This is a genomic window from Clostridium amazonense (genome assembly GCF_056431285.1).
The window spans coordinates 611,188-629,965 of sequence record NZ_JBWKMH010000033.1 but is presented as its reverse complement, the minus strand read 5'-3'; the positions used below and the strand labels follow the sequence as shown (position 1 = coordinate 629,965).

19 protein-coding genes are annotated in these 18,778 nt (G+C 27.3%); 16 read left to right on the top strand and 3 right to left on the bottom strand.

What is annotated here, in order from left to right:
• Position 1 precedes the first annotated feature (1 nt).
• From fmt to AC07E4_RS17670, 10 genes are all read left to right on the top strand, one after another.
• A complete protein-coding gene (gene fmt / locus AC07E4_RS17715; RefSeq protein WP_478217068.1) occupies positions 2–943 on the top strand; it encodes a methionyl-tRNA formyltransferase in 942 nt (313 codons plus the stop codon).
• A 105-nt stretch (positions 944–1,048) separates the two neighbouring features.
• The gene (locus AC07E4_RS17710) at positions 1,049–1,729 is read left to right on the top strand and encodes a zinc metallopeptidase (RefSeq protein ID WP_478217067.1); all 681 of its coding nucleotides are present in this window, start codon (positions 1,049–1,051) and stop codon (positions 1,727–1,729) included.
• Between the two features lie 189 nt (positions 1,730–1,918).
• Positions 1,919–3,247 carry a 16S rRNA (cytosine(967)-C(5))-methyltransferase RsmB gene (gene rsmB, locus AC07E4_RS17705; RefSeq protein ID WP_478217066.1) on the top strand — a complete coding sequence of 443 codons (1,329 nt, stop codon included), beginning with the start codon at positions 1,919–1,921 and terminating at the stop codon, positions 3,245–3,247.
• An 8-nt stretch (positions 3,248–3,255) separates the two neighbouring features.
• The gene (rlmN, locus tag AC07E4_RS17700) at positions 3,256–4,290 is read left to right on the top strand and encodes a dual-specificity RNA methyltransferase RlmN (protein WP_040330764.1); all 1,035 of its coding nucleotides are present in this window, start codon (positions 3,256–3,258) and stop codon (positions 4,288–4,290) included.
• 2 nt (positions 4,291–4,292) lie between these two features.
• Complete coding sequence (locus AC07E4_RS17695; RefSeq protein WP_040330720.1) at positions 4,293–5,039, top strand: Stp1/IreP family PP2C-type Ser/Thr phosphatase; 747 nt, start codon at positions 4,293–4,295, stop codon at positions 5,037–5,039.
• The gene (gene pknB / locus AC07E4_RS17690) at positions 5,014–7,023 is read left to right on the top strand and encodes a Stk1 family PASTA domain-containing Ser/Thr kinase (RefSeq protein WP_040330718.1); all 2,010 of its coding nucleotides are present in this window, start codon (positions 5,014–5,016) and stop codon (positions 7,021–7,023) included. Before AC07E4_RS17695 ends, pknB begins: the two co-directional genes overlap by 26 nt.
• A gap of 12 nt (positions 7,024–7,035) precedes the next feature.
• Positions 7,036–7,902 carry a ribosome small subunit-dependent GTPase A gene (gene rsgA / locus AC07E4_RS17685; RefSeq protein WP_040330717.1) on the top strand — a complete coding sequence of 289 codons (867 nt, stop codon included), beginning with the start codon at positions 7,036–7,038 and terminating at the stop codon, positions 7,900–7,902.
• Positions 7,899–8,549, top strand: a complete 651-nt coding sequence (rpe, locus tag AC07E4_RS17680) for a ribulose-phosphate 3-epimerase (protein ID WP_040330716.1) — start codon at positions 7,899–7,901, stop codon at positions 8,547–8,549. The genes rsgA and rpe overlap by 4 nt, the downstream gene beginning before the upstream one ends.
• Position 8,550: 1 nt before the next feature.
• Positions 8,551–9,183 (top strand): thiamine diphosphokinase, encoded by a 633-nt coding sequence (locus AC07E4_RS17675; RefSeq protein WP_430829553.1) that lies wholly within the window; start codon positions 8,551–8,553, stop codon positions 9,181–9,183.
• Positions 9,184–9,275: 92 nt separating this feature from the next.
• A complete protein-coding gene (locus AC07E4_RS17670; RefSeq protein WP_430829554.1) occupies positions 9,276–9,461 on the top strand; it encodes a hypothetical protein in 186 nt (61 codons plus the stop codon).
• Positions 9,462–9,687: 226 nt separating this feature from the next.
• Here the strand turns inward: AC07E4_RS17670 and rpmB are convergent, their stop codons facing one another.
• On the bottom strand, positions 9,688–9,879 hold the full coding sequence (rpmB, locus tag AC07E4_RS17665) for a 50S ribosomal protein L28 (RefSeq protein ID WP_040330712.1): 192 nt from the start codon (positions 9,877–9,879) through the stop codon (positions 9,688–9,690).
• Between the two features lie 412 nt (positions 9,880–10,291).
• On the opposite strand from rpmB, the gene AC07E4_RS17660 reads away from it, so the two are divergent.
• The 6 genes from AC07E4_RS17660 to AC07E4_RS17635 all read left to right on the top strand — a co-directional run bounded on the left by AC07E4_RS17660 (position 10,292) and on the right by AC07E4_RS17635 (position 16,193).
• Positions 10,292–10,642 carry an Asp23/Gls24 family envelope stress response protein gene (locus AC07E4_RS17660; RefSeq protein WP_040330711.1) on the top strand — a complete coding sequence of 117 codons (351 nt, stop codon included), beginning with the start codon at positions 10,292–10,294 and terminating at the stop codon, positions 10,640–10,642.
• Between the two features lie 12 nt (positions 10,643–10,654).
• Complete coding sequence (locus AC07E4_RS17655) at positions 10,655–12,307, top strand: DAK2 domain-containing protein (protein WP_040330710.1); 1,653 nt, start codon at positions 10,655–10,657, stop codon at positions 12,305–12,307.
• Positions 12,308–12,356: 49 nt separating this feature from the next.
• On the top strand, positions 12,357–14,390 hold the full coding sequence (gene recG / locus AC07E4_RS17650; protein ID WP_478217065.1) for an ATP-dependent DNA helicase RecG: 2,034 nt from the start codon (positions 12,357–12,359) through the stop codon (positions 14,388–14,390).
• A 26-nt stretch (positions 14,391–14,416) separates the two neighbouring features.
• Entirely contained in the window at positions 14,417–14,974 is a 558-nt protein-coding gene (gene rsmD, locus AC07E4_RS17645; RefSeq protein ID WP_040330707.1) for a 16S rRNA (guanine(966)-N(2))-methyltransferase RsmD, read from the top strand.
• Positions 14,975–14,977: 3 nt separating this feature from the next.
• On the top strand, positions 14,978–15,481 hold the full coding sequence (gene coaD / locus AC07E4_RS17640; RefSeq protein ID WP_040330706.1) for a pantetheine-phosphate adenylyltransferase: 504 nt from the start codon (positions 14,978–14,980) through the stop codon (positions 15,479–15,481).
• Between the two features lie 145 nt (positions 15,482–15,626).
• Complete coding sequence (locus AC07E4_RS17635; protein ID WP_040330705.1) at positions 15,627–16,193, top strand: hypothetical protein; 567 nt, start codon at positions 15,627–15,629, stop codon at positions 16,191–16,193.
• Here AC07E4_RS17635 and ylbJ read toward each other — a convergent pair.
• Entirely contained in the window at positions 16,176–17,357 is a 1,182-nt protein-coding gene (gene ylbJ / locus AC07E4_RS17630) for a sporulation integral membrane protein YlbJ (RefSeq protein ID WP_478217064.1), read from the bottom strand. The two genes, AC07E4_RS17635 and ylbJ, sit on opposite strands and share 18 nt — an antisense overlap.
• Before the next feature lie 126 nt (positions 17,358–17,483).
• Positions 17,484–18,713, bottom strand: coding sequence for a nucleotidyltransferase (locus AC07E4_RS17625; protein WP_341350029.1), 1,230 nt, complete (start codon positions 18,711–18,713; stop codon positions 17,484–17,486).
• Between the last annotated feature and the right edge of the window lie 65 nt (positions 18,714–18,778).

The following is an 18,778-nucleotide window of genomic DNA, read 5'->3' as shown; positions in this document are numbered from 1 at the left end:
TATGGAAAAATTAAAAATAGTATTTATGGGTACTCCAGATTTTGCAGTACCATCTTTAAAATTATTAATAGAAGAATGTGATGTTAAGGCAGTTTTAACTCAGCCTGATAGACCAAAAGGTAGAGGGAAAATGGTTGCTATGTCGCCAGTAAAAGAATTAGCAGTAGAATATAACATCCCAGTATACCAACCTATAAGACTTAGAAAAGAACAAGAAATAATTGATAAGATAAAAGAAATAGAGCCAGATTTCATAGTTGTTGTTGCCTTTGGGCAAATACTTTCAAAAGAAGTATTAGATATTCCTAAATATGGTTGTATAAACTTGCATGGCTCACTACTTCCAAGGTTTAGAGGAGCTGCTCCAGTAAATTATGCAGTAATGGCAGGAGATAAAGTATCTGGAAATACAACAATGCTAATGGATGAAGGTTTAGATACTGGAGATATGCTTCTAAAAAATGAGATTGACATAGATGATGAAATGACTGCAGGAGAACTATATGATAAGTTAATGCAAACAGGAGCACCATTGCTATTAGACACATTAAATAAGTTAGTTAATAATGAAATAGTGAAGGAAAAGCAAGATGATACATTAACATGTTATGCTCACATGTTAAATAGAGATATGGCTAATATAGATTGGAATAAAAGTGCTTATGAGATACATAATTTTATAAGAGGGTTGAATCCAGTTCCAATAGCATATAGTTATTATAATGATAAAATGATGAAAGTATTAAAAAGCAAGGTATTAGAAGAAAAAACTAATAAAGAACCTGGAACTATATTAAAAGTAAATAAAGATGGAATAAGAGTAGCAACAGGTGATGGTGTACTACTTATAACAAAAGTTCAATTTCCTAATAAAAAAGCATTAGAGGTATCTGAATATATTAAAGGAAATACTATAGAAGAAAATATAATTTTACATTGTTAAAATATATTTATTAAAAGATGGATAAAATGTAATAGAAATAACATCAAATTGTAATGAAAAACATTTATAATTATTAAAAATAATTAATACAAAGGAGAATGTTAAATGTTTTATGTTGATTCTACAATGTTAATACTTATACCAGCTATGTTAATAGCTCTATGGGCACAAGCCAATATAACATCGACTTTTAATAGATATTCTAAAATGTATAGTAGAAGTGGATACACTGGTAAAGATGTGGCAAGAATGATATTAGATGCATATGGATTATATGATATTCCAATAGAGATGACAGGTGGAAAATTGACAGATCACTATGATCATCAAAGAAGAGTTGTAAGGTTATCTAGGGATGTATACACAGGGACATCAATAGCATCTATTGGAGTTGCTGCTCATGAGATAGGCCATGTAATTCAGCATAAAGAAGGGTATTTGCCTATAAAAATTAGAAATTCGTTAGTACCTGTTGCAACTATAGGGTCAAATGCATCCTGGTTTTTGTTTATCTTAGGAATATTTTTAAGCATAACACCATTAGTTAATATAGGAATAGTATTATTTTCTGCAACAGTATTATTTCAAATAGTAACACTTCCAGTAGAATTCAATGCATCAAATAGAGCGGTAGCTGTATTAGAAAGTAAAGGGATTTTAGTAGGTGATGAAATTAAAGGTGCTAGAAAAGTTTTAAATGCAGCTGCACTTACTTATGTTGCAGCTGTTATAACAGCAATATCCCAACTTCTTAGATTATTAGCAATTAGAGATAGAAATGATTAGATAATTTAAAGAAGAATTAGGAGTTATGAACTAAGAATAACATTATTATTTAATTGTAATAAATTATGCTATATTATATAATTCATAACTCTTAATAATTAATGATTGATTCAAATAATAAAATTGTAAGTTGTATTATAAAATTTGAAATCATATATAAATAGTTATTTTAAAGATAGAGGTAAAAGAATGAATAATGCAAGAAAAATAGCGGTAGATGTTTTAATACAAGTATTTAAAAATAAGGCATATTCAAATATTGTTTTAGGAATAGAATTAAATAAAAGTAAATTAAGTGATGTGGATAAGGGATTAACAACTGAAATTGTTTATGGAACTATAAAATATAAATATACAATTGATAAAATTATAGAGAGTTTTACACAAAAAAACTTTAAAAAGTTAGATGATTTTGTATTAAATATTTTAAGGATATCTGTGTATCAAATAAAATATTTAGATAAAATACCAGATTTTGCGGTAGTTAACGAAGCTGTTAATCTTACTAAAAAAAATGCATCAGTAGGAGCATCAAAGCTTGTTAATGGCGTTTTGAGAAATTATTTAAGAAACTTAGATAAAGAATATTGTAAAGATGATAAGTTAGAAAAAATGAGCTTTGAATATTCGTTCCCTAAATGGATGATAAATCATTTTATTACTCAATATGGAGATGAAAACACTATAAAGATTCTAAGTGGATTAAATGAAAGACCGGCATTAACTGTTAGAGTTAATGAATTAAAGTCAAATTATGAAGATGTTTTTGAAAGATTGAAAGATAATGGTTATGAAATTCAAGATGGATTTGTAGCACCAGAGGCAATAAGAATTGTAAATGGTAGAAGTGTTGAAGTAAATGAAGTTTTCAAAAATGGATATGTAACAGTTCAAGATGAAAGTGCTATGCTTGTAGCACCTTCTATGGAATTAAAAGATAATGATGTAGTTTTAGATTTATGTAGTGCACCAGGAGGAAAGACAACTCATATTTCAGAAATACTTAATAATACAGGAAAAGTTTTAGCTTTTGATATACATGAAAATAAATTATCTTTAATTATGGATAATGCTAAAAGATTAGGTATAGAAAATATAAAATGTGATGTTTTAGATGCAACAGTATACAAAGAAGAATTAAAAGAATTTGCTGATGCAGTTCTTATAGATGTGCCGTGTTCAGGGCTTGGTATAATAAGAAAAAAACCAGAGATAAAATATAGCAAAACAAAAAAAGAATTAATTAGCATAAATAAAATACAGAAAGAAATTATGAAAAATGCATCTAAGTATGTAAAAAAAGATGGAATTATATTATACTCTACTTGTACTTTAAATAAAGATGAAAATGAAAGTAATATAAATTGGTTTTTGAATAATAATCCTGATTTTAAATTAGAACCATTATTTTTCGGAAATGCAGAAAATCTTGTGTATGACAAAAGTGGATGTGTAACTATACTTCCAAATCAATATATGGATGGATTTTTCATAGCAAAAATAAGAAGAATAGGATAGGTGCAATTATGAAAAATATATTGGACTTAAACTTAAATGAACTAAAAGTTTGGATGAAAGAAAATGGAGAAAGTGAGTTTAGAGCAAAGCAAGTATTTACATGGTTATATAAAAATACATATGATTTTGATAATATGAAAAATATATCAAAATCCACTATTTCTAAACTAAAGAATAATTTTTCAATAGAGCTTCCAAAAATATTAGAAACATATAAGTCTATAGATGGAAATACAAGAAAACATTTGTTAAAATTAAAAGATAATAATTTAATAGAAACGGTAGTTATGCAATATCATCATGGAAATTCAATATGTGTATCTACTCAAGTAGGATGTAGAATGGGATGTAAATTTTGTGCTTCAACTTTAGATGGTGTTGTAAGAAACTTAACAGCAGGAGAAATTTTAGGGCAAATTATAATCGCTCAAGAAGAACTGGGAGAAAGAATATCTAATATAGTTCTTATGGGGAGTGGTGAACCATTAGATAATTATGATAATGTTTTAAAGTTTTTGGAACTTGTAAACGCTGAATATGGTTTAAATATAGGCCAAAGACACATAACATTATCAACTTGTGGGATTGTTCCTAAAATTAAAGATTTAGCAGATAAAAATTTACAAATAACACTTGCGATTTCTCTTCATGCGCCTAATGACAATGTTAGAAAGCAAACTATGCCTATAGCTAAAGCATATAATTTTGAAAATTTATTTGAAGCATGTAATTATTATGTTTTAAAAACTAATAGAAGAATAACTTTTGAATATGCATTAGTTAGGGGGTTTAATGATAGTGAAGAAGATGCTATGGAACTTTCAAAGGTATTAAAAGGAATGCTTTGTCATGTAAACCTAATTCCTATAAATGAAATTAAGGAAAGTACTTTAAAAAGGGCAAATTTAGAAGATATAAATAAATTCAAGAATATTTTAAGTAAAAATGGCATAGAAACAACTATAAGGAAAGAAATGGGATTAGATATAAATGCAGCTTGTGGACAACTTAGAAGAAGTTATTTAGAAAAAAAGGAGTTGTAACAATGGGGAGATTAATAGGTATAAAATCTGATGTAGGAAATAAGAGAAGCTTAAATGAAGACTCTGTAATTTATTTTGAAGAAGATAATTTAAGTTTCTTTGGAATTGCTGATGGAATGGGTGGACATAATGCTGGAGAAGTAGCAAGTAAAATGGCTTTAGAGATAGTTGTTGATTATATAAAAAAACATAAAGATGATGAAGGGAATATAGCTTTAAATAAAGCTATAGCACTTGCTAATCATGATATATACAAGAAATCATTGTTAGAAGAAAAATACAATGGAATGGGAACAACTATTACAGCATGTTATGTAAAAGATGATAAGTGTATAATAGCTAATGTTGGAGATAGTAGATGTTATAGTTTTTCTAAAGGTAAATTAGAAAAAATCACTAAGGATCATTCTCTAGTTCAAGAACTTATAGATAATGGAACTATAAGTGAAGAAGAGGCTGTAAATCATCCCAATAAAAATGTTATAACAAGAGCAATAGGAACTAAAATTAATGTAGATGTGGATATTTATGAGTTAAATATCCATGAATTTGAAAAAATAATACTATGTACAGATGGACTTACTAATGAATTAAAAGATGAAGAAATTATATCGATAGTTGAAAATGATAAAAAAGATATTTGTGAAGAACTTATAAGAGTTAGTAAAGAGAGAGGCGGAAGAGATAACATTTCAGTTATCATATTTAAAGGAGAGTGTGGAGATGATTGGAACCATATTAGGAAGTAGATATGAACTGATTGAAAAGATTGGCGAAGGTGGAATGGCTGTAGTCTATAAAGCTAGATGTCGACTTTTGAATAGGTATGTAGCAGTGAAAATCCTTAAAGAACAATATACTTCTAATATTGAGTTTATGGATAAATTTAGAAAAGAAGCAGCAGCTACTGCAAGCTTTTCACATACTAATATTGTAAATATTTATGATGTTGGTGTAGAAGGAAAATATAATTATATAGTTATGGAACTTGTTAATGGAAAAACATTAAAACAAATTATTTGTGAAAAAGGAAGTTTAGAACCATCAGAAGTTATAGATATGGGAATACAAATTGCTAAGGCGTTAGAGTGTGCACATAAAAATGGAATTATTCATAGAGATATAAAGCCACATAACATATTAGTAACAGAAGATGGAATAGCAAAGGTAACAGATTTTGGAATAGCCAAAGCTTCCAATAGTGATACAATAACGCATACTAGTAGAGTTATTGGATCTGCACATTATTTTTCGCCAGAGCAAGCAAAAGGTAAAGTTGTAGATTTTAGAACAGATATATATTCACTAGGAATTGTTCTTTATGAGATGGCAACAGGCAAGGTACCGTTTGATGGAGATAGTCCAGTATCAATAGCATTGAAGCATATACAAGAACCTGTAGTGCCTCCTATAGCTATAAGATATGATATACCATTAAGCCTTAGTAATCTTATATTAAAGGCAATTGAAAAAGAGCCTATTAGAAGATATCAGAGTGCAACGGAAATATATCATGATTTAGAGCAAATAAAAAATAACAATAATTATACTATACATCAAAAAGATAGGGAGACTGAAGAATTTACAAGAATAATGTCCCCAATAAACCCAGAACCTAAAAAAGCTTCAAAAGTGAATTATACATCTAAGAATGAAGAGTATGAAGATGATTATGAAGAAGATGATGATTATGAAGATGATGATGATTTTGAAGAAGTTAAACCTAAAAAGAAAAGTTCAAAAGATGCTAAAAAGAAGCGAAATATAGTAATAGCATCAATAATGGTTTTGGTTGTACTATTAGGAGCATTTGGAATTACAATGTCAATAAAATCTTTTAGTGGTTCAGCAAATGAAAAAAGTAGAAAAGAAGTTAAAATTCCTCAAATAGTAGGTAAAGATAAAGATACTGTTAAAAAAATGTTAGATGAGCTTGGACTTGTTTTAGTTGTAGATAATGAAGAAAAAAGTGATAAGGAAAAAGGAACAATACTTAGAGTTATGCCAAGCGAAGGTACTACTGTAAAGAAAAATTCTGAAGTAAAAGTTACAATTAGTTTGGGAGAAGAAGAACTTTCAGTTCCAGATATAAGAAATTTAGATTCAGCTGAAGCACAAAAACAAATAGCTGCTCTTGGACTAAAAGTAGGAAAAATTGAAAAGGAAAACAATGAAACCTATGGTGAGGGAACTGTAATAAGACAAGATCCACAACCAGGAAGCACAATCAAAAAAGGTGGTACAGTAAATATAGTTATAAGTCAAGGATCTGCTATTGTATATGAAAAAGTTCCAAGTCTTACAAATATGACTATAGATGAAGCAGCAAATGTTTTAAGTGTATCTAATTTACAATTAGGAGAAACTACAGCTGTAATAACAACTGATAAATCTTTGGATGGTAAGATATTTAATCAAAGTGCAGCGGTAGGATCAAAAGTAAAACAACAAACACCGATTAATGTTAATTATTATAAATATCAAGAACCGGAGCCAGAAAAAGTTTCAGTACCAAGATTTGTTGGAAAAACTTTAGGTGAAGCAAAAAGTCTTGCAAGTAGCTTAGGATTAAATATTAATGCTACTGGGGAAGATAAAGATATAGTTGAGTCACAAAGTACATCAGAAGGCGAAAAAGTTGTAAAAGGTGAAACTATATGGGTAACAGTAAAAAAAGCACCAACAGAAGAAGAAAAACCAGTAAAGCCTGAGAATGGAACAAATCAGCAATAATTTGGAGGATGTATGGAAGGAATAATAGTTAAAGGTATAGGTGGACTTTATTACGTAAAATGTGAAGATAAGCTTTATACATGTAAGGCTAGAGGTAAATTTAGACATAATAAATTATCACCAATGATAGGAGATTATGTTAAAATTTCAATAGATGGAGAAGATGGAGTTATAGAAGAAATCTATGATAGAAAGAGTGAATTAATAAGACCAGTAGTTGCTAATGTAACTCAAGCTTTTATAGTTTTTTCTTTTAGACATCCAGATTTGAACAGGGATTTGCTTAGCAAATTCCTGTTATTATGCGAGTATAATAATTTAAAATCTATAATTTGTTTTAATAAAATGGACTTAGAAAACGAAGAAATAGATAAAGTTAGAGAAGAATTAGAATCAGCGGGATATGAGGTTTTATATTTAGAAGCTAAAAATAATGTAGGTTTAGAAAAATTAAAAGATAAAATAAAAGGAAATATAAGTGTTTTTTGTGGACCATCTGGTGTTGGGAAATCAACTATATTAAACAAATTTCTAGGTAGAGAATTTATGGAAACTGGTGAAATAAGTAATAAGCTAAAAAGGGGAAAACATACTACAAGGCATAGTGAACTTGTTGAAGTTGAAGATGGACTTTTAGTAGATACTCCAGGATTTTCATCTTTAGAATTAGATTTTATACCTAAAGACGAATTACAATATTGTTTTAGAGAATTTGATAAATATAGAGATGGTTGCAAATTTAATAATTGTATGCATTATAAAGAACCAAACTGTGCAGTAAAGGAAGCTGTGCAAGATGGGAAAATTCATAGTTCAAGGTATGAATTCTATATAAAAACATTAGAAGAAATTATGAGTTGTAGGGGGAATAAAAAATGATAAAAATATCACCATCAATACTATCAGCAGATTTTGCAAATTTAGGTAGGGATGTAGAAAAATTAGAGCAGTGTGGAGCTGATATGGTTCATATAGATGTAATGGATGGAATGTTTGTTCCAAATATATCTTTTGGATTACCAGTAATTAAAGCAATTAGAAAATATACAACTATTCCATTTGATGTTCATTTAATGATTGAAGAGCCATCAAGATATATTAAAGAGTTTGCAGATGCTGGTGCAGATATAATAACTATACATGCAGAAGCAGATAGACATTTAGATAGAACTATAAATTATATTAAAAGTTTTGGTGTTAAAGCAGCGGTAGCATTGAATCCAGCAACACCAGTAGAAGCTATAAAACATCTAATTCCTAATTTAGATATGGTGCTTATTATGTCAGTTAATCCGGGATTTGGTGGTCAAAAATACATAAATTATAGTGCTGATAAAATAAAAGAAGTAAAAGAACTAAGTGATAAGTTTAATAGAAATTTAATGATTCAAGTAGATGGTGGAGTAAGTAAAGATAATATAGAAGAAATAGTTAAAAGTGGTGCAAATGTTATAGTTGCTGGATCTAGTGTATTTAAAAATGGTGAAATAGAAAAAAATATAAAATCTTTAAAAGAAGGATTTTAATATGAAATATATTATAGTATCAGGAGGAACACCACCAAGCTATAGGCTTTTAAAAAGATATATAGATGATGGATATAATGTTATAGCAGCTGATAGTGGTGCTAATGTATTGTATACAAATAAAATAATTCCTAAATTTCTTATAGGAGATTTTGATTCTATAGATAAAAAAGTTCTTGAATATTTTAAGGGTAAAGTTGACATAGAAAAATATCCACCAGAAAAAGATTATACAGATACAGAATTAGCTCTTTTAAAAGCTATTGATAATGGAGCTACTGAGGTAATATTTTTAGGCTGTACAGGTAGTAGGATGGATCATGTAATAGGGAATGTGTGTGTGCTTTATAAGGCTATAAATAAGGGTTTAAAAGCATATATAGTTGATGATAACAATAAAATAACTATAATAACGAAACCAAGTAAAATAATGGGTTGTAGAGGCGAAGGATTTTCATTATTTGCATATGATAAAGAAGTAAAAAATCTAAAAATAGAGGGTTCAAAATATAATTTAGATAATTATAATTTAAAAGTTGGTGATAATTTAACCGTATCAAATGAATTTTTAGAAAATGAAGTATATCTAAATTTTAATTCAGGAAGCTTAATTTTAATAAGGGCAGTAGATTAAAATAGACTTAAATTAAGTCTATTTTTTTTGTGTCAATTTGAGATGTAATACATATATTGGTAATATGAAAACATATTTATGGGGGGAGGTAAATGTCTAAAAAAAAATATAATAAAAGCATTACTCCAAAAAATAATAACTTAGAAAAAATTAATAAAAATACTATAACTGCATTAATTATAGGTATAGTTTTAGGTCTTATAATACCATTTTGGGGATGGGTAGTTGTAATAATTATAAGTGTAATTTTTATAGGTGCTGAGATAATAAGTAAATAAAAAAATATATATGTATACATGGAGGTGATTATATGAAAATAATGGCAGTTAAACTTCCTAAATTTTTATCTAAAATTGTTAAATTATTTGTTAGAAAAGAAAAATAAATTTTAGTTTAGGCAACAAGCTTCAATGATTATTTGTATACATATAGCTTGAAAACCTATATAAAAAAATATTTGTGAAAAATAAAAATGCAACTTAAATATAAGTTGCATTTTTAGAACTATATAGCACGTTGAACTTTACCTGAACGTAAGCATCTAGTACATACATGGATAGTTTTAGGAGATCCTTTAACTATAGCTTTAACTTTTTTTAAGTTTGGAGCCCATGTTCTTTTTGATTGACGGTGTGAGTGGCTATACTGAGTACCTGCAACAACACCTTTGTTACATATTTCGCATCTTCTTGACAATTCAAACACCTCCTTATAATTCCCAAGATTAATGTTTAAATCAAACACAAGCTATTTTACCATAATACTTATAAGTTATGCAAGTAAAAAAATATAAACAGTTGAAAAATATATAAATATATTTTCAAAATATATATGTAATAAAAGGTAAAATATTGAAATTACAGCTTGTTATAAATAAAACATTATATATAATATTTTAATATGAATAAAAATAAATTAGAAGTAAAAACTAGTAAAAAGCATAAATTTATATTGAAAATGTTATATATAGTATATTTTTTAATTAATATATAGTATAATTATGAAATTAATATATTTATATAAAATTTAGAAGAGAATTAATTTCTTGATATAATTTATTTTATAATATAAAATAAATTTATATGGTGTTATTTAAGGAGGAGTTATTATGAAAGCTAGCATAACTAATCAAATAGGTAACGTTTATTACTCAGAAGAAGTTTTGGCTAACATAGCAGGAGTTTCAACAATGGAATGTTATGGTGTTGTTGGAATGGCATCTAAAAATGCTAAAGATGGATTATGGGAGCTTTTAAAAGGTGAGAACCTTGGAAAAGGTGTAAAAGTTAATACAAAAAATGAATCTTTAAGTATAGAGTTATATATAATAGTTGAATATGGAACAAAAATATCTGTAATTGCTAATAATATAATTCAAAAAGTGAAATACAATGTAGAAAGTTTTACAGGACTTAAAGTTTCACAAGTCATAGTAAATGTTCAAGGTGTTAGAGTCTAGGAGGTACTAAAGTTGGAATACTTAAAAATAAATGGGCAAGATTTTTGCAACATGTTAAGAAATGCGTCCAATAGATTAGAAGAGCAAAAAGAATATGTAAATGCGTTAAATGTTTTTCCAGTTCCAGATGGAGACACAGGAACTAATATGTCTATGACATTTAAAGCTGCTGTAACTGAAGTAGATAGCATGGAAAATGAAGGCGTTGGAGAAATAGCTAAAAAATTAGCAAAAGGTGCTCTTATGGGAGCAAGAGGAAATTCTGGAGTTATTCTTTCTCAAATATTTAGAGGAATAGCTAAAGGTGTTGAAGGTAAGGTTGAAGCAGAAGCGGATGATATAAAAAATAGTATTATAGAAGGTGCTAATTTTGCTTATAAAGCTGTTATGAGACCTACAGAGGGAACAATACTTACAATAATAAGAGCAGCAGCAGAAGGTGCTAAAGAAAGCAGTGAAATAGATTTAGTTAGTCTATTTAAAGAAATATGTGATAATAGTGAGGAAATGTTAAGCAAAACTCCAGATATGTTACCACAATTAAAAAAAGCAAAAGTTGTAGATGCTGGTGGTATGGGATTATTAATCTTATTTAAAGGTATGTATGAAGTTTTAAAAGATAACTTAACAGTAAAACTAAATACTAAAGCTGTTGAAAGTAAAAATGTAGAACAAGTTAATCCGGAAGCTAACATAAATCCAGAAGATATCAAGTTTGGATATTGCACTGAATTTTTAATATTATCAGATAAAGTTGATAGTAAAAATTTTAAAACTTACTTAGAAGAAAATGGAGATTCAATAGTTCTAGTTGGTCTTGATGAATTCTTTAAGGTTCATGTTCATACTAACAATCCAGGAGCAATTTTATCAAAAGCAATGACTTTTGGGGAATTAACTAAGATAAAGATTGAAAATATGAGAGAACAAAATAGAAGTTTAAAAAATGATTCAGATGAAGAAAAAGCTATTGAAAAAATAGAAGAAGAAGTAAAAGAAGAGTTAAAACCATACGGATTTGTTACTGTAGCTAGAGGAGAAGGTATTAAAGATATTTTCAAAGATCTTGGAGTTGACGTTGTAATTGAAGGCGGACAGACAATGAATCCAAGTACTCAAGATATAGTAGAGAGTATAAATAAAGTTAATGCTAAGACAGTATTTGTATTACCAAATAATAAAAATATTATAATGGCAGCAAATCAAGCAGTTGAATTAGTTGAAGATAAAAACGTAGTGGTTATAGGTACTACAACAATTCCACAAGGAATTACAGCAATAACTATGTTTGATAGTGAACAAAGTGCTGAAGAAAATCAAGCTACTATGGAAGATATAATAGGAACTGTTATATCAGGTGAAGTAACTTATGCAGTTAAAGATACAGAACATGATAATAAAGTTATAAAAGAAGGTAACATTCTTGGAATATTAGAAAAAGATATAAAAGAAGTTGGCACAGATGTTTATGAAGTTTGTGAAGACTTAATATCAGATATGGTGAATGAAGATAGTGAAATAATAACATTATTTTACGGAGAAGATTGTGATGAAGAAAAAGTTCAAGAGCTTGTTTCTAAATTAGAAGAAAAATATACTGAGATGGACGTACAATGTTTTAATGGTAAACAGCCATTATATTATTTTATAACAGCTGTAGAATAAAAGCCTTAGGGCTTTTTTCTATTATATAGAAGTATTATGGAGTGTTGGTATGAATATATATGACGATATAGCTTATGTAAAAGGTGTTGGGCCTAAAATGGCTGAAAAGTTAAATAAGTGTGGTATATACTCAATATTAGATTTACTTTTATACTTTCCAAGAGACTATGATATTATTAAAGTAGGAAGCAACTTAGAGATTTTTAATGAGAATGATAAAGTAATATTAGAATGTAGAGTAAAGAGTATAAAACCAGACATAAGAACAAAAACAAATAAGATAATATCTACTGTCATTTTCCAAAGTGATGAAGATATAGTTAGAGGTCAATGGTTTAATCAACCATATGCAAAGAATAGTTTTAGAATAAATGAGACATACATTATTACAGGTAAGATAAATAAATTTAATAAGGAATATAAAATTAGCAATCCTAAAATTTTAAAGAATATAACAAATGATACGAATAAAATACTAGCTAAATATTCATTAAAAGATAATCTTAGTAATAACTTTTTAAATAAAATAATAAGTGAAGTTCTAGCACATGTAAAAATAATTGAAAATTTACCAAGGCACATCATTGATAAGTATAAATTCATGTCATTAGATGATGCGCTTAAAAATATTCATAATCCTAAAAATAGAAGTGATTTAGATGAAGCGAGAAGAAGATTAAAGTTTCAAGAACTTTTTACATATTCTATGAAGATTTTAATGTTAAAAAATAGTAATACAAATTCAACAGGAATACCTTTTAAAATTTCTCCAGAACTTAAGGAATTAAAAGCAAAATTACCATTTGAATTGACTGATGCTCAAAATAGAGTAATAAGAGAAATATTAATAGATGAGAAAAAGCCTATAGTGATGAATAGGCTTGTACAAGGTGATGTTGGAAGTGGAAAAACTATAGTATCGTTAATAACACTTTTTAATATAATTAAAAATGGATATCAGGGAGCATTAATGGCACCAACAGAGATTTTAGCCAAACAACATTACTTAGAAGCAGTTAAACTATTTGATGAGTTTGATATAAAAGTAGGATTATTAACTGGAAGTATTACAGCTAAGAATAAAAAGATTTTAAAAGAGAATGTAAAAGATGGAGAAATTGATTTGCTTATAGGAACGCATGCGATTATAGAAGATGATGTAGAGTTTAAAAAGTTAGGTATGATAGTAACTGATGAGCAACATAGATTTGGTGTAAATCAAAGGAATAAATTAAGTTCTAAGGGGAATAATGTTGATGTTTTAGTTATGAGTGCAACCCCTATACCTAGAACTTTAACATTATATATGTATGGTGATTTAGAGGTATCTATAATAGATAAATTACCACCAGGAAGACAGAAGATAGATACATATTATTTAGATAAAAAAGAGAAGAATAGAGCTTACAACTTTGCTTTAAAACAAATAGAAGAGGGAAGGCAAATTTATATAGTATGCCCTTTAGTTGAAGAAAATGAAGATTTAAAATTAAGTTCTGTAGAAAATTTATATAACGAAATAAAAAAAGACTATTTTAAAAATATAGAAGTTGCAATTCTACATGGTAAAATGCCAAATAAAGAAAAAAATGATATAATGGAAGAGTTTAAAAAAGGTAATATAAAGGTGTTAATATCTACTACAGTTATAGAAGTGGGTGTAAATGTCCCAAATGCAAGTGTTATGATAATAGAAAATGCAGAAAGATTTGGACTTTCACAGTTACACCAATTAAGAGGAAGAGTTGGAAGAGGTAAATATAAATCCTACTGTATTTTATTACCTGAAATTAAAAGTGAAACAACTAAAAAAAGAATGGAAACTATGAAAAATAGTAATGATGGCTTTTTTATAGCAGAGGAAGATTTGAGGATTAGAGGAGGAGGAGAAGTTTTCGGATATAAACAATCTGGTGAAAATGGGCTTCTGCTCGCTGATTTAGTAGAAGATTTTAAGATTTTTTCTTTTGCTAATAGAGAAGCTAAGGAAATTATGAATAACAATTCAGAAGAAAGTTTAAGAATAAAAAATGAAATAGCAGAAAAATTGGAAAAGAGTTCAAAATATATTTGCTTTAATTAAACAGTAAAAACTTAAGGAGGAACAATATGAGAGTAATTGGAGGAATTGCAAGAGGAAGAAAATTATTGCCACCAGAAGGTATGGGAACTAGACCAACTTTAGATAGAGTTAAGGAAGCAATGTTTAATATAATACAAAATAAAACTCCTGAAGCAATAACATTAGATATGTTTTCAGGAACAGGAAGTTTAGGTATAGAAGCAGCAAGTAGGGGAGCTGAAAAGAGTTATTTAATAGAAATGGGAGATAGAAGTTATACTCTACTTAAACAAAATATAGAAAATTTAAAGCTTAAGGATGTATGCGTTCCAATAAAAGGAGATTCTTATAAATATATTGAAGAATTTCACAAAAAAGGTGTTGAATTTGATATTATATTTATAGACCCACCATATTCCAAAGAAATGATACCTCCTGCAATTGATTTGATTTCAAAAAATAAAGTATTAAAAAAAGATGGATTAATTGTTACAAAAATAGATGCAGGAGAGGAAATTTACGAGGGTAATGATGAGGTTATTTTAATTAATCATAGAAAATATGGAAATACAATAGTTTGTTTTTATGAGTATAAGGAGATTTAGAGAATGAAAAAAGCGGTATACCCAGGGAGTTTTGATCCTATTACAAAAGGACATTTAGATATAATAAAGAGAGCTTCAAGTATATTTGATGAGGTTATAGTAGCAGTGCTTATAAATCCTGATAAAAAGGGATGGTTTAGTATTGATGAGAGAGTATCGCAAATAGAAAAAGTTACTAAAAACATTAAAAATGTAAAAGTAAAAAACTTTACTGGCCTTCTTGTTGATTTTATGGAAGAAGAAGATGTAGACGTAATAGTAAAAGGTTTAAGATCTATGTCTGATTTTGATTATGAATTTCAAATGGCACTAATGAATAAGAAGTTAAATAGAGATAAGGAGACATTTTTTATGATTACAAATGCAAAGTATTCATATTTAAGTTCTTCTTCAATAAAACAGGTTGCATTATTTGGAGGATGTCTTGAAGATTTAGTTCCAGAAGAAACGCAAGAAGAAGTTAAGGCTAGAGCTAAGGTGTATTCAAAAAATAACAAACCAACGTAATGATTAATTTTGTGTAATGAATTATTTGCAGAAATATTGAATAGATTAAACTATTTATATGAACTTTTGAATGTACTCAAATTTATTTTGTGAAATTGGTTATCTATTTTTTCTATATACTAAAACTAAAAGGAGGGATTAGTTTATGGATAGAAAAGTCAACAATATATTAGAATTAATAGACTATCTAGAAAAAACAGCAAAGACATCAAGTAATTTATTAGGAAAAGTAAGTATAAACAAAAATGAATTATTAAAAATAACTGCAGAAATAAAAGAAAATTTGCCTCAAGAATTTGAAGAAGCAAAAATGATTGTGGAAAAAAGAGAAGAAATATTTTTAGCGGCTAGAAAAGAAGCAGAAGAGATGAAAAAGGAAGCATCTATAATAATACAAAAGCAATTTGAAAATGCTGATATATTGAAAAAAGCAGAACTTAGAGCAAATGAAGTTTTAAATGAAGCAAATATGGAAGCAAGAAAAATAAAAGCAGAAGCAAATCAGTTTTCAAAGGAATTAAAATCAGGTACTGTTGATTATGTAGATGAAATACTTACAAGATTACAAAGAGAAATAGATTTAAAGAGTGAGTCAATGATTTTAAAAGTAAACAAAGAAGTGGATATGACACTTAGAAGTATATATGAAGATTTTCAAGGTACAACATCCACTATAATAGATAATATTAAAGAACTAGGAGAGTTTAGATAACTTCCTTTTAAGTGAAATTATAAATGGCAAAATAATTATAAGAATAGTAATAATATAAAGGTGAGAAGCAGTAGTGTTATAGTTGATGCTAGGTGAAAAAGTCTCTAAAGAAGAGAAATTTAAGATGGACACATTACATAAAATTGCTGTAATAACACTGCTTATTATACCTTGGATGGTTTTTAAAAATAGATATTTTTTCATATTTATTTTAAATTTATATATCATTGAATAAACTTGAGAGGTTATAGAAATGCCGCTAAATCCAATTAAAAAACTTAGTATTATTAATTTAATACTAGTAGAAAGATTACTTGTGCATATAATACTACAACCATTAGTTAATTCAATCATACCTAAAGATAATCCTTTTATAATTTCGCTTGGTATATTGAAAAAATTAGAAATGTTTTCTGTGGCAATGCTAAATAGAGCATTGTCTTTTATTATGTTTATAAATACAGAAAAAATAATTATAAAGCCTCCGATAGAAAGTACTGTTTTTATGGAGTCTTCTATGGCATTCTTAAAAGATAAACCTAAATTAATATTACTTTTGGATTGATTAGAGTTAACGTATGGCTTATAATCTTTTAATCTGAATTTATTTGGTAATATAAGGCCCATTACTATACAGGATAAACAATTAGAAAGTAAAAGTATATATCCTAGTTTAGAGTTAGAAAGCATTGAAGTTCCAACTGCACCAATTATAAATAAAGGACTACCATTAGATGCTATATTTAGTAATCTCTCATAAGTTTTAAAATTAATTAAATTTTTTTCATAAAGGTCAGAAGAATATTTAGCACCAAGTGGATAACCACAAAATAAACTTATTATAATGGCTAAACTGCAAGTTTTAGGTAGACCTAAAGGTTTGCAAATTACGTTACCAAACAACTTAGAATAAACGTTAATACCACCACAAGATATAATTATATTTATTAAAATTAAGAATGGAAAAAGTGATGGAAAAACTGAATAGAAAAAAAGTTTAGTGCCAGAAATAGTGTAATTTATACAATCTTTTGGGTTTACAATTATGTATATAATTATAAAAGTGCAAAGCATGGTTATAAGTAGATTAGACCCATGTTTTTTTATTGTTATATACATACATAATATAAAACATAATAGAAGAAAAAAAGAAAAAATATTCAATAGTAATCACCACCTTAATACTTGTACATATTAAAAATATATTTAAATTAGGTTATGAATATGATTTATTATAAAAATAAATTAAAAATGCAGGAATTTAATAAAAATAAATTCCTGCATTTTTAATTAAATATTATTTAATATTATAGGACTCTTTAAAAAATCTTCATTATATCTATAATTATTATTTATTAAACTATATGCTTTTGAAGCCTGCAAATCTAATGAAAGTGAATTATTATAAGTTTTAGGTAATTTTGTATACAATGGTATTGAAGAAGTTGATTTTAAAAGTTTTAATATTTTTTTACCAGTTGTATTCATTCCTAAAATTTTAGCATAACTGCAAGGTTGCGTTCTTAAATAATTACAATTAAAAGTGTCAAACCCTATAAAATATTGACATAGTATTCTACTAATTCTAGTAAGAGTGTATCTTTTGCTTTTGATATTTTCAAGAACATCATAATAATTAAAATTGTTAAGTAAAGATTTTTCAATTTTATTATGTATTCCCTCTGAAACATCAGGTATATTTTCAAGTGATTTTGGATTTGTAAGGCATTTGTACTTTATAAAAGGCAAAATTTCAAAGTCAAATGTAAAATCATAATTAATATCTTTTAAGTGTTTAAAACGCTCAAAATTATAATTTGGTATATGATTTTTTAATAGGTCGATATCACAATTATTCATAAGCGAATTTCTAATAGAAGTAGCACTAGAAAATTTGTTATCTAAAATTTGGTCATTATAATTACTACCTTCTCTTTTGATTGTGTATGATTTTATAGGACTGTTAATTCGTAAAATTGATTTTATATATTCAATACCTAAAATATTATTAGATGAATTTACTATAGATGATATATTCTCACATGATGAATCAATATATTGGTTAAAATATTTTTCAAGAGCGTAAGACCTAGCAGTTGGAAATAATGAACCTTCATCAAGTTTTAATCTAAGTAATTCTTTAAATTCTTTTGGCTCCCTCGTTAAAATCTCTGATATTTTATATAATATATCGGTAGAACCATATTCACTTCCAAAACAAATACTGTCAATCATATTAAGATTATTTAAAAGGCTAATAGCACCAAAAGCAAAAAATTCAGCAGATGATACTGCATAAATAGTTGGAAGCTCAAGTACTAAATCAATACCGTTATTTAGTGCCATAAGGGTTTTTTCATATTTATCAATTATTGAAGGAATACCTCTTTGGTTGAAATTTCCACTTATAACAGCTACAATACCATCACAATTGGTCAATTCTTTTGTTTTATTTATATGATAAATATGCCCATTATGCATAGGATTATATTCAGCTATAATTCCAGCTAATTTCATCATTAATCACTCCGTTATTTTAATATAGATTATTATAAAATTTAGTATATCAAAGTTTTTAAATTTTA

Bases quoted from the DNA above. Each gene is read 5' to 3' on its own strand.
- coaD (WP_040330706.1), top strand. From the start codon at position 14,978: ATGAAAAAAGCGGTATACCCAGGGAGTTTTGATCCTATTACAAAAGGA.
- rlmN (WP_040330764.1), top strand. From the start codon at position 3,256: ATGAAAAATATATTGGACTTAAACTTAAATGAACTAAAAGTTTGGATG.
- pknB (WP_040330718.1), top strand. From the start codon at position 5,014: ATGATTGGAACCATATTAGGAAGTAGATATGAACTGATTGAAAAGATT.
- AC07E4_RS17675 (WP_430829553.1), top strand. From the start codon at position 8,551: ATGAAATATATTATAGTATCAGGAGGAACACCACCAAGCTATAGGCTT.
- fmt (WP_478217068.1), top strand. From the start codon at position 2: ATGGAAAAATTAAAAATAGTATTTATGGGTACTCCAGATTTTGCAGTA.
- AC07E4_RS17695 (WP_040330720.1), top strand. From the start codon at position 4,293: ATGGGGAGATTAATAGGTATAAAATCTGATGTAGGAAATAAGAGAAGC.
- AC07E4_RS17625 (WP_341350029.1), bottom strand. From the start codon at position 18,713: ATGATGAAATTAGCTGGAATTATAGCTGAATATAATCCTATGCATAAT.
- AC07E4_RS17635 (WP_040330705.1), top strand. From the start codon at position 15,627: ATGGATAGAAAAGTCAACAATATATTAGAATTAATAGACTATCTAGAA.
- recG (WP_478217065.1), top strand. From the start codon at position 12,357: ATGAATATATATGACGATATAGCTTATGTAAAAGGTGTTGGGCCTAAA.
- rsmD (WP_040330707.1), top strand. From the start codon at position 14,417: ATGAGAGTAATTGGAGGAATTGCAAGAGGAAGAAAATTATTGCCACCA.
- AC07E4_RS17710 (WP_478217067.1), top strand. From the start codon at position 1,049: ATGTTTTATGTTGATTCTACAATGTTAATACTTATACCAGCTATGTTA.
- rsmB (WP_478217066.1), top strand. From the start codon at position 1,919: ATGAATAATGCAAGAAAAATAGCGGTAGATGTTTTAATACAAGTATTT.
- rsgA (WP_040330717.1), top strand. From the start codon at position 7,036: ATGGAAGGAATAATAGTTAAAGGTATAGGTGGACTTTATTACGTAAAA.
- AC07E4_RS17670 (WP_430829554.1), top strand. From the start codon at position 9,276: ATGTCTAAAAAAAAATATAATAAAAGCATTACTCCAAAAAATAATAAC.
- AC07E4_RS17660 (WP_040330711.1), top strand. From the start codon at position 10,292: ATGAAAGCTAGCATAACTAATCAAATAGGTAACGTTTATTACTCAGAA.
- rpe (WP_040330716.1), top strand. From the start codon at position 7,899: ATGATAAAAATATCACCATCAATACTATCAGCAGATTTTGCAAATTTA.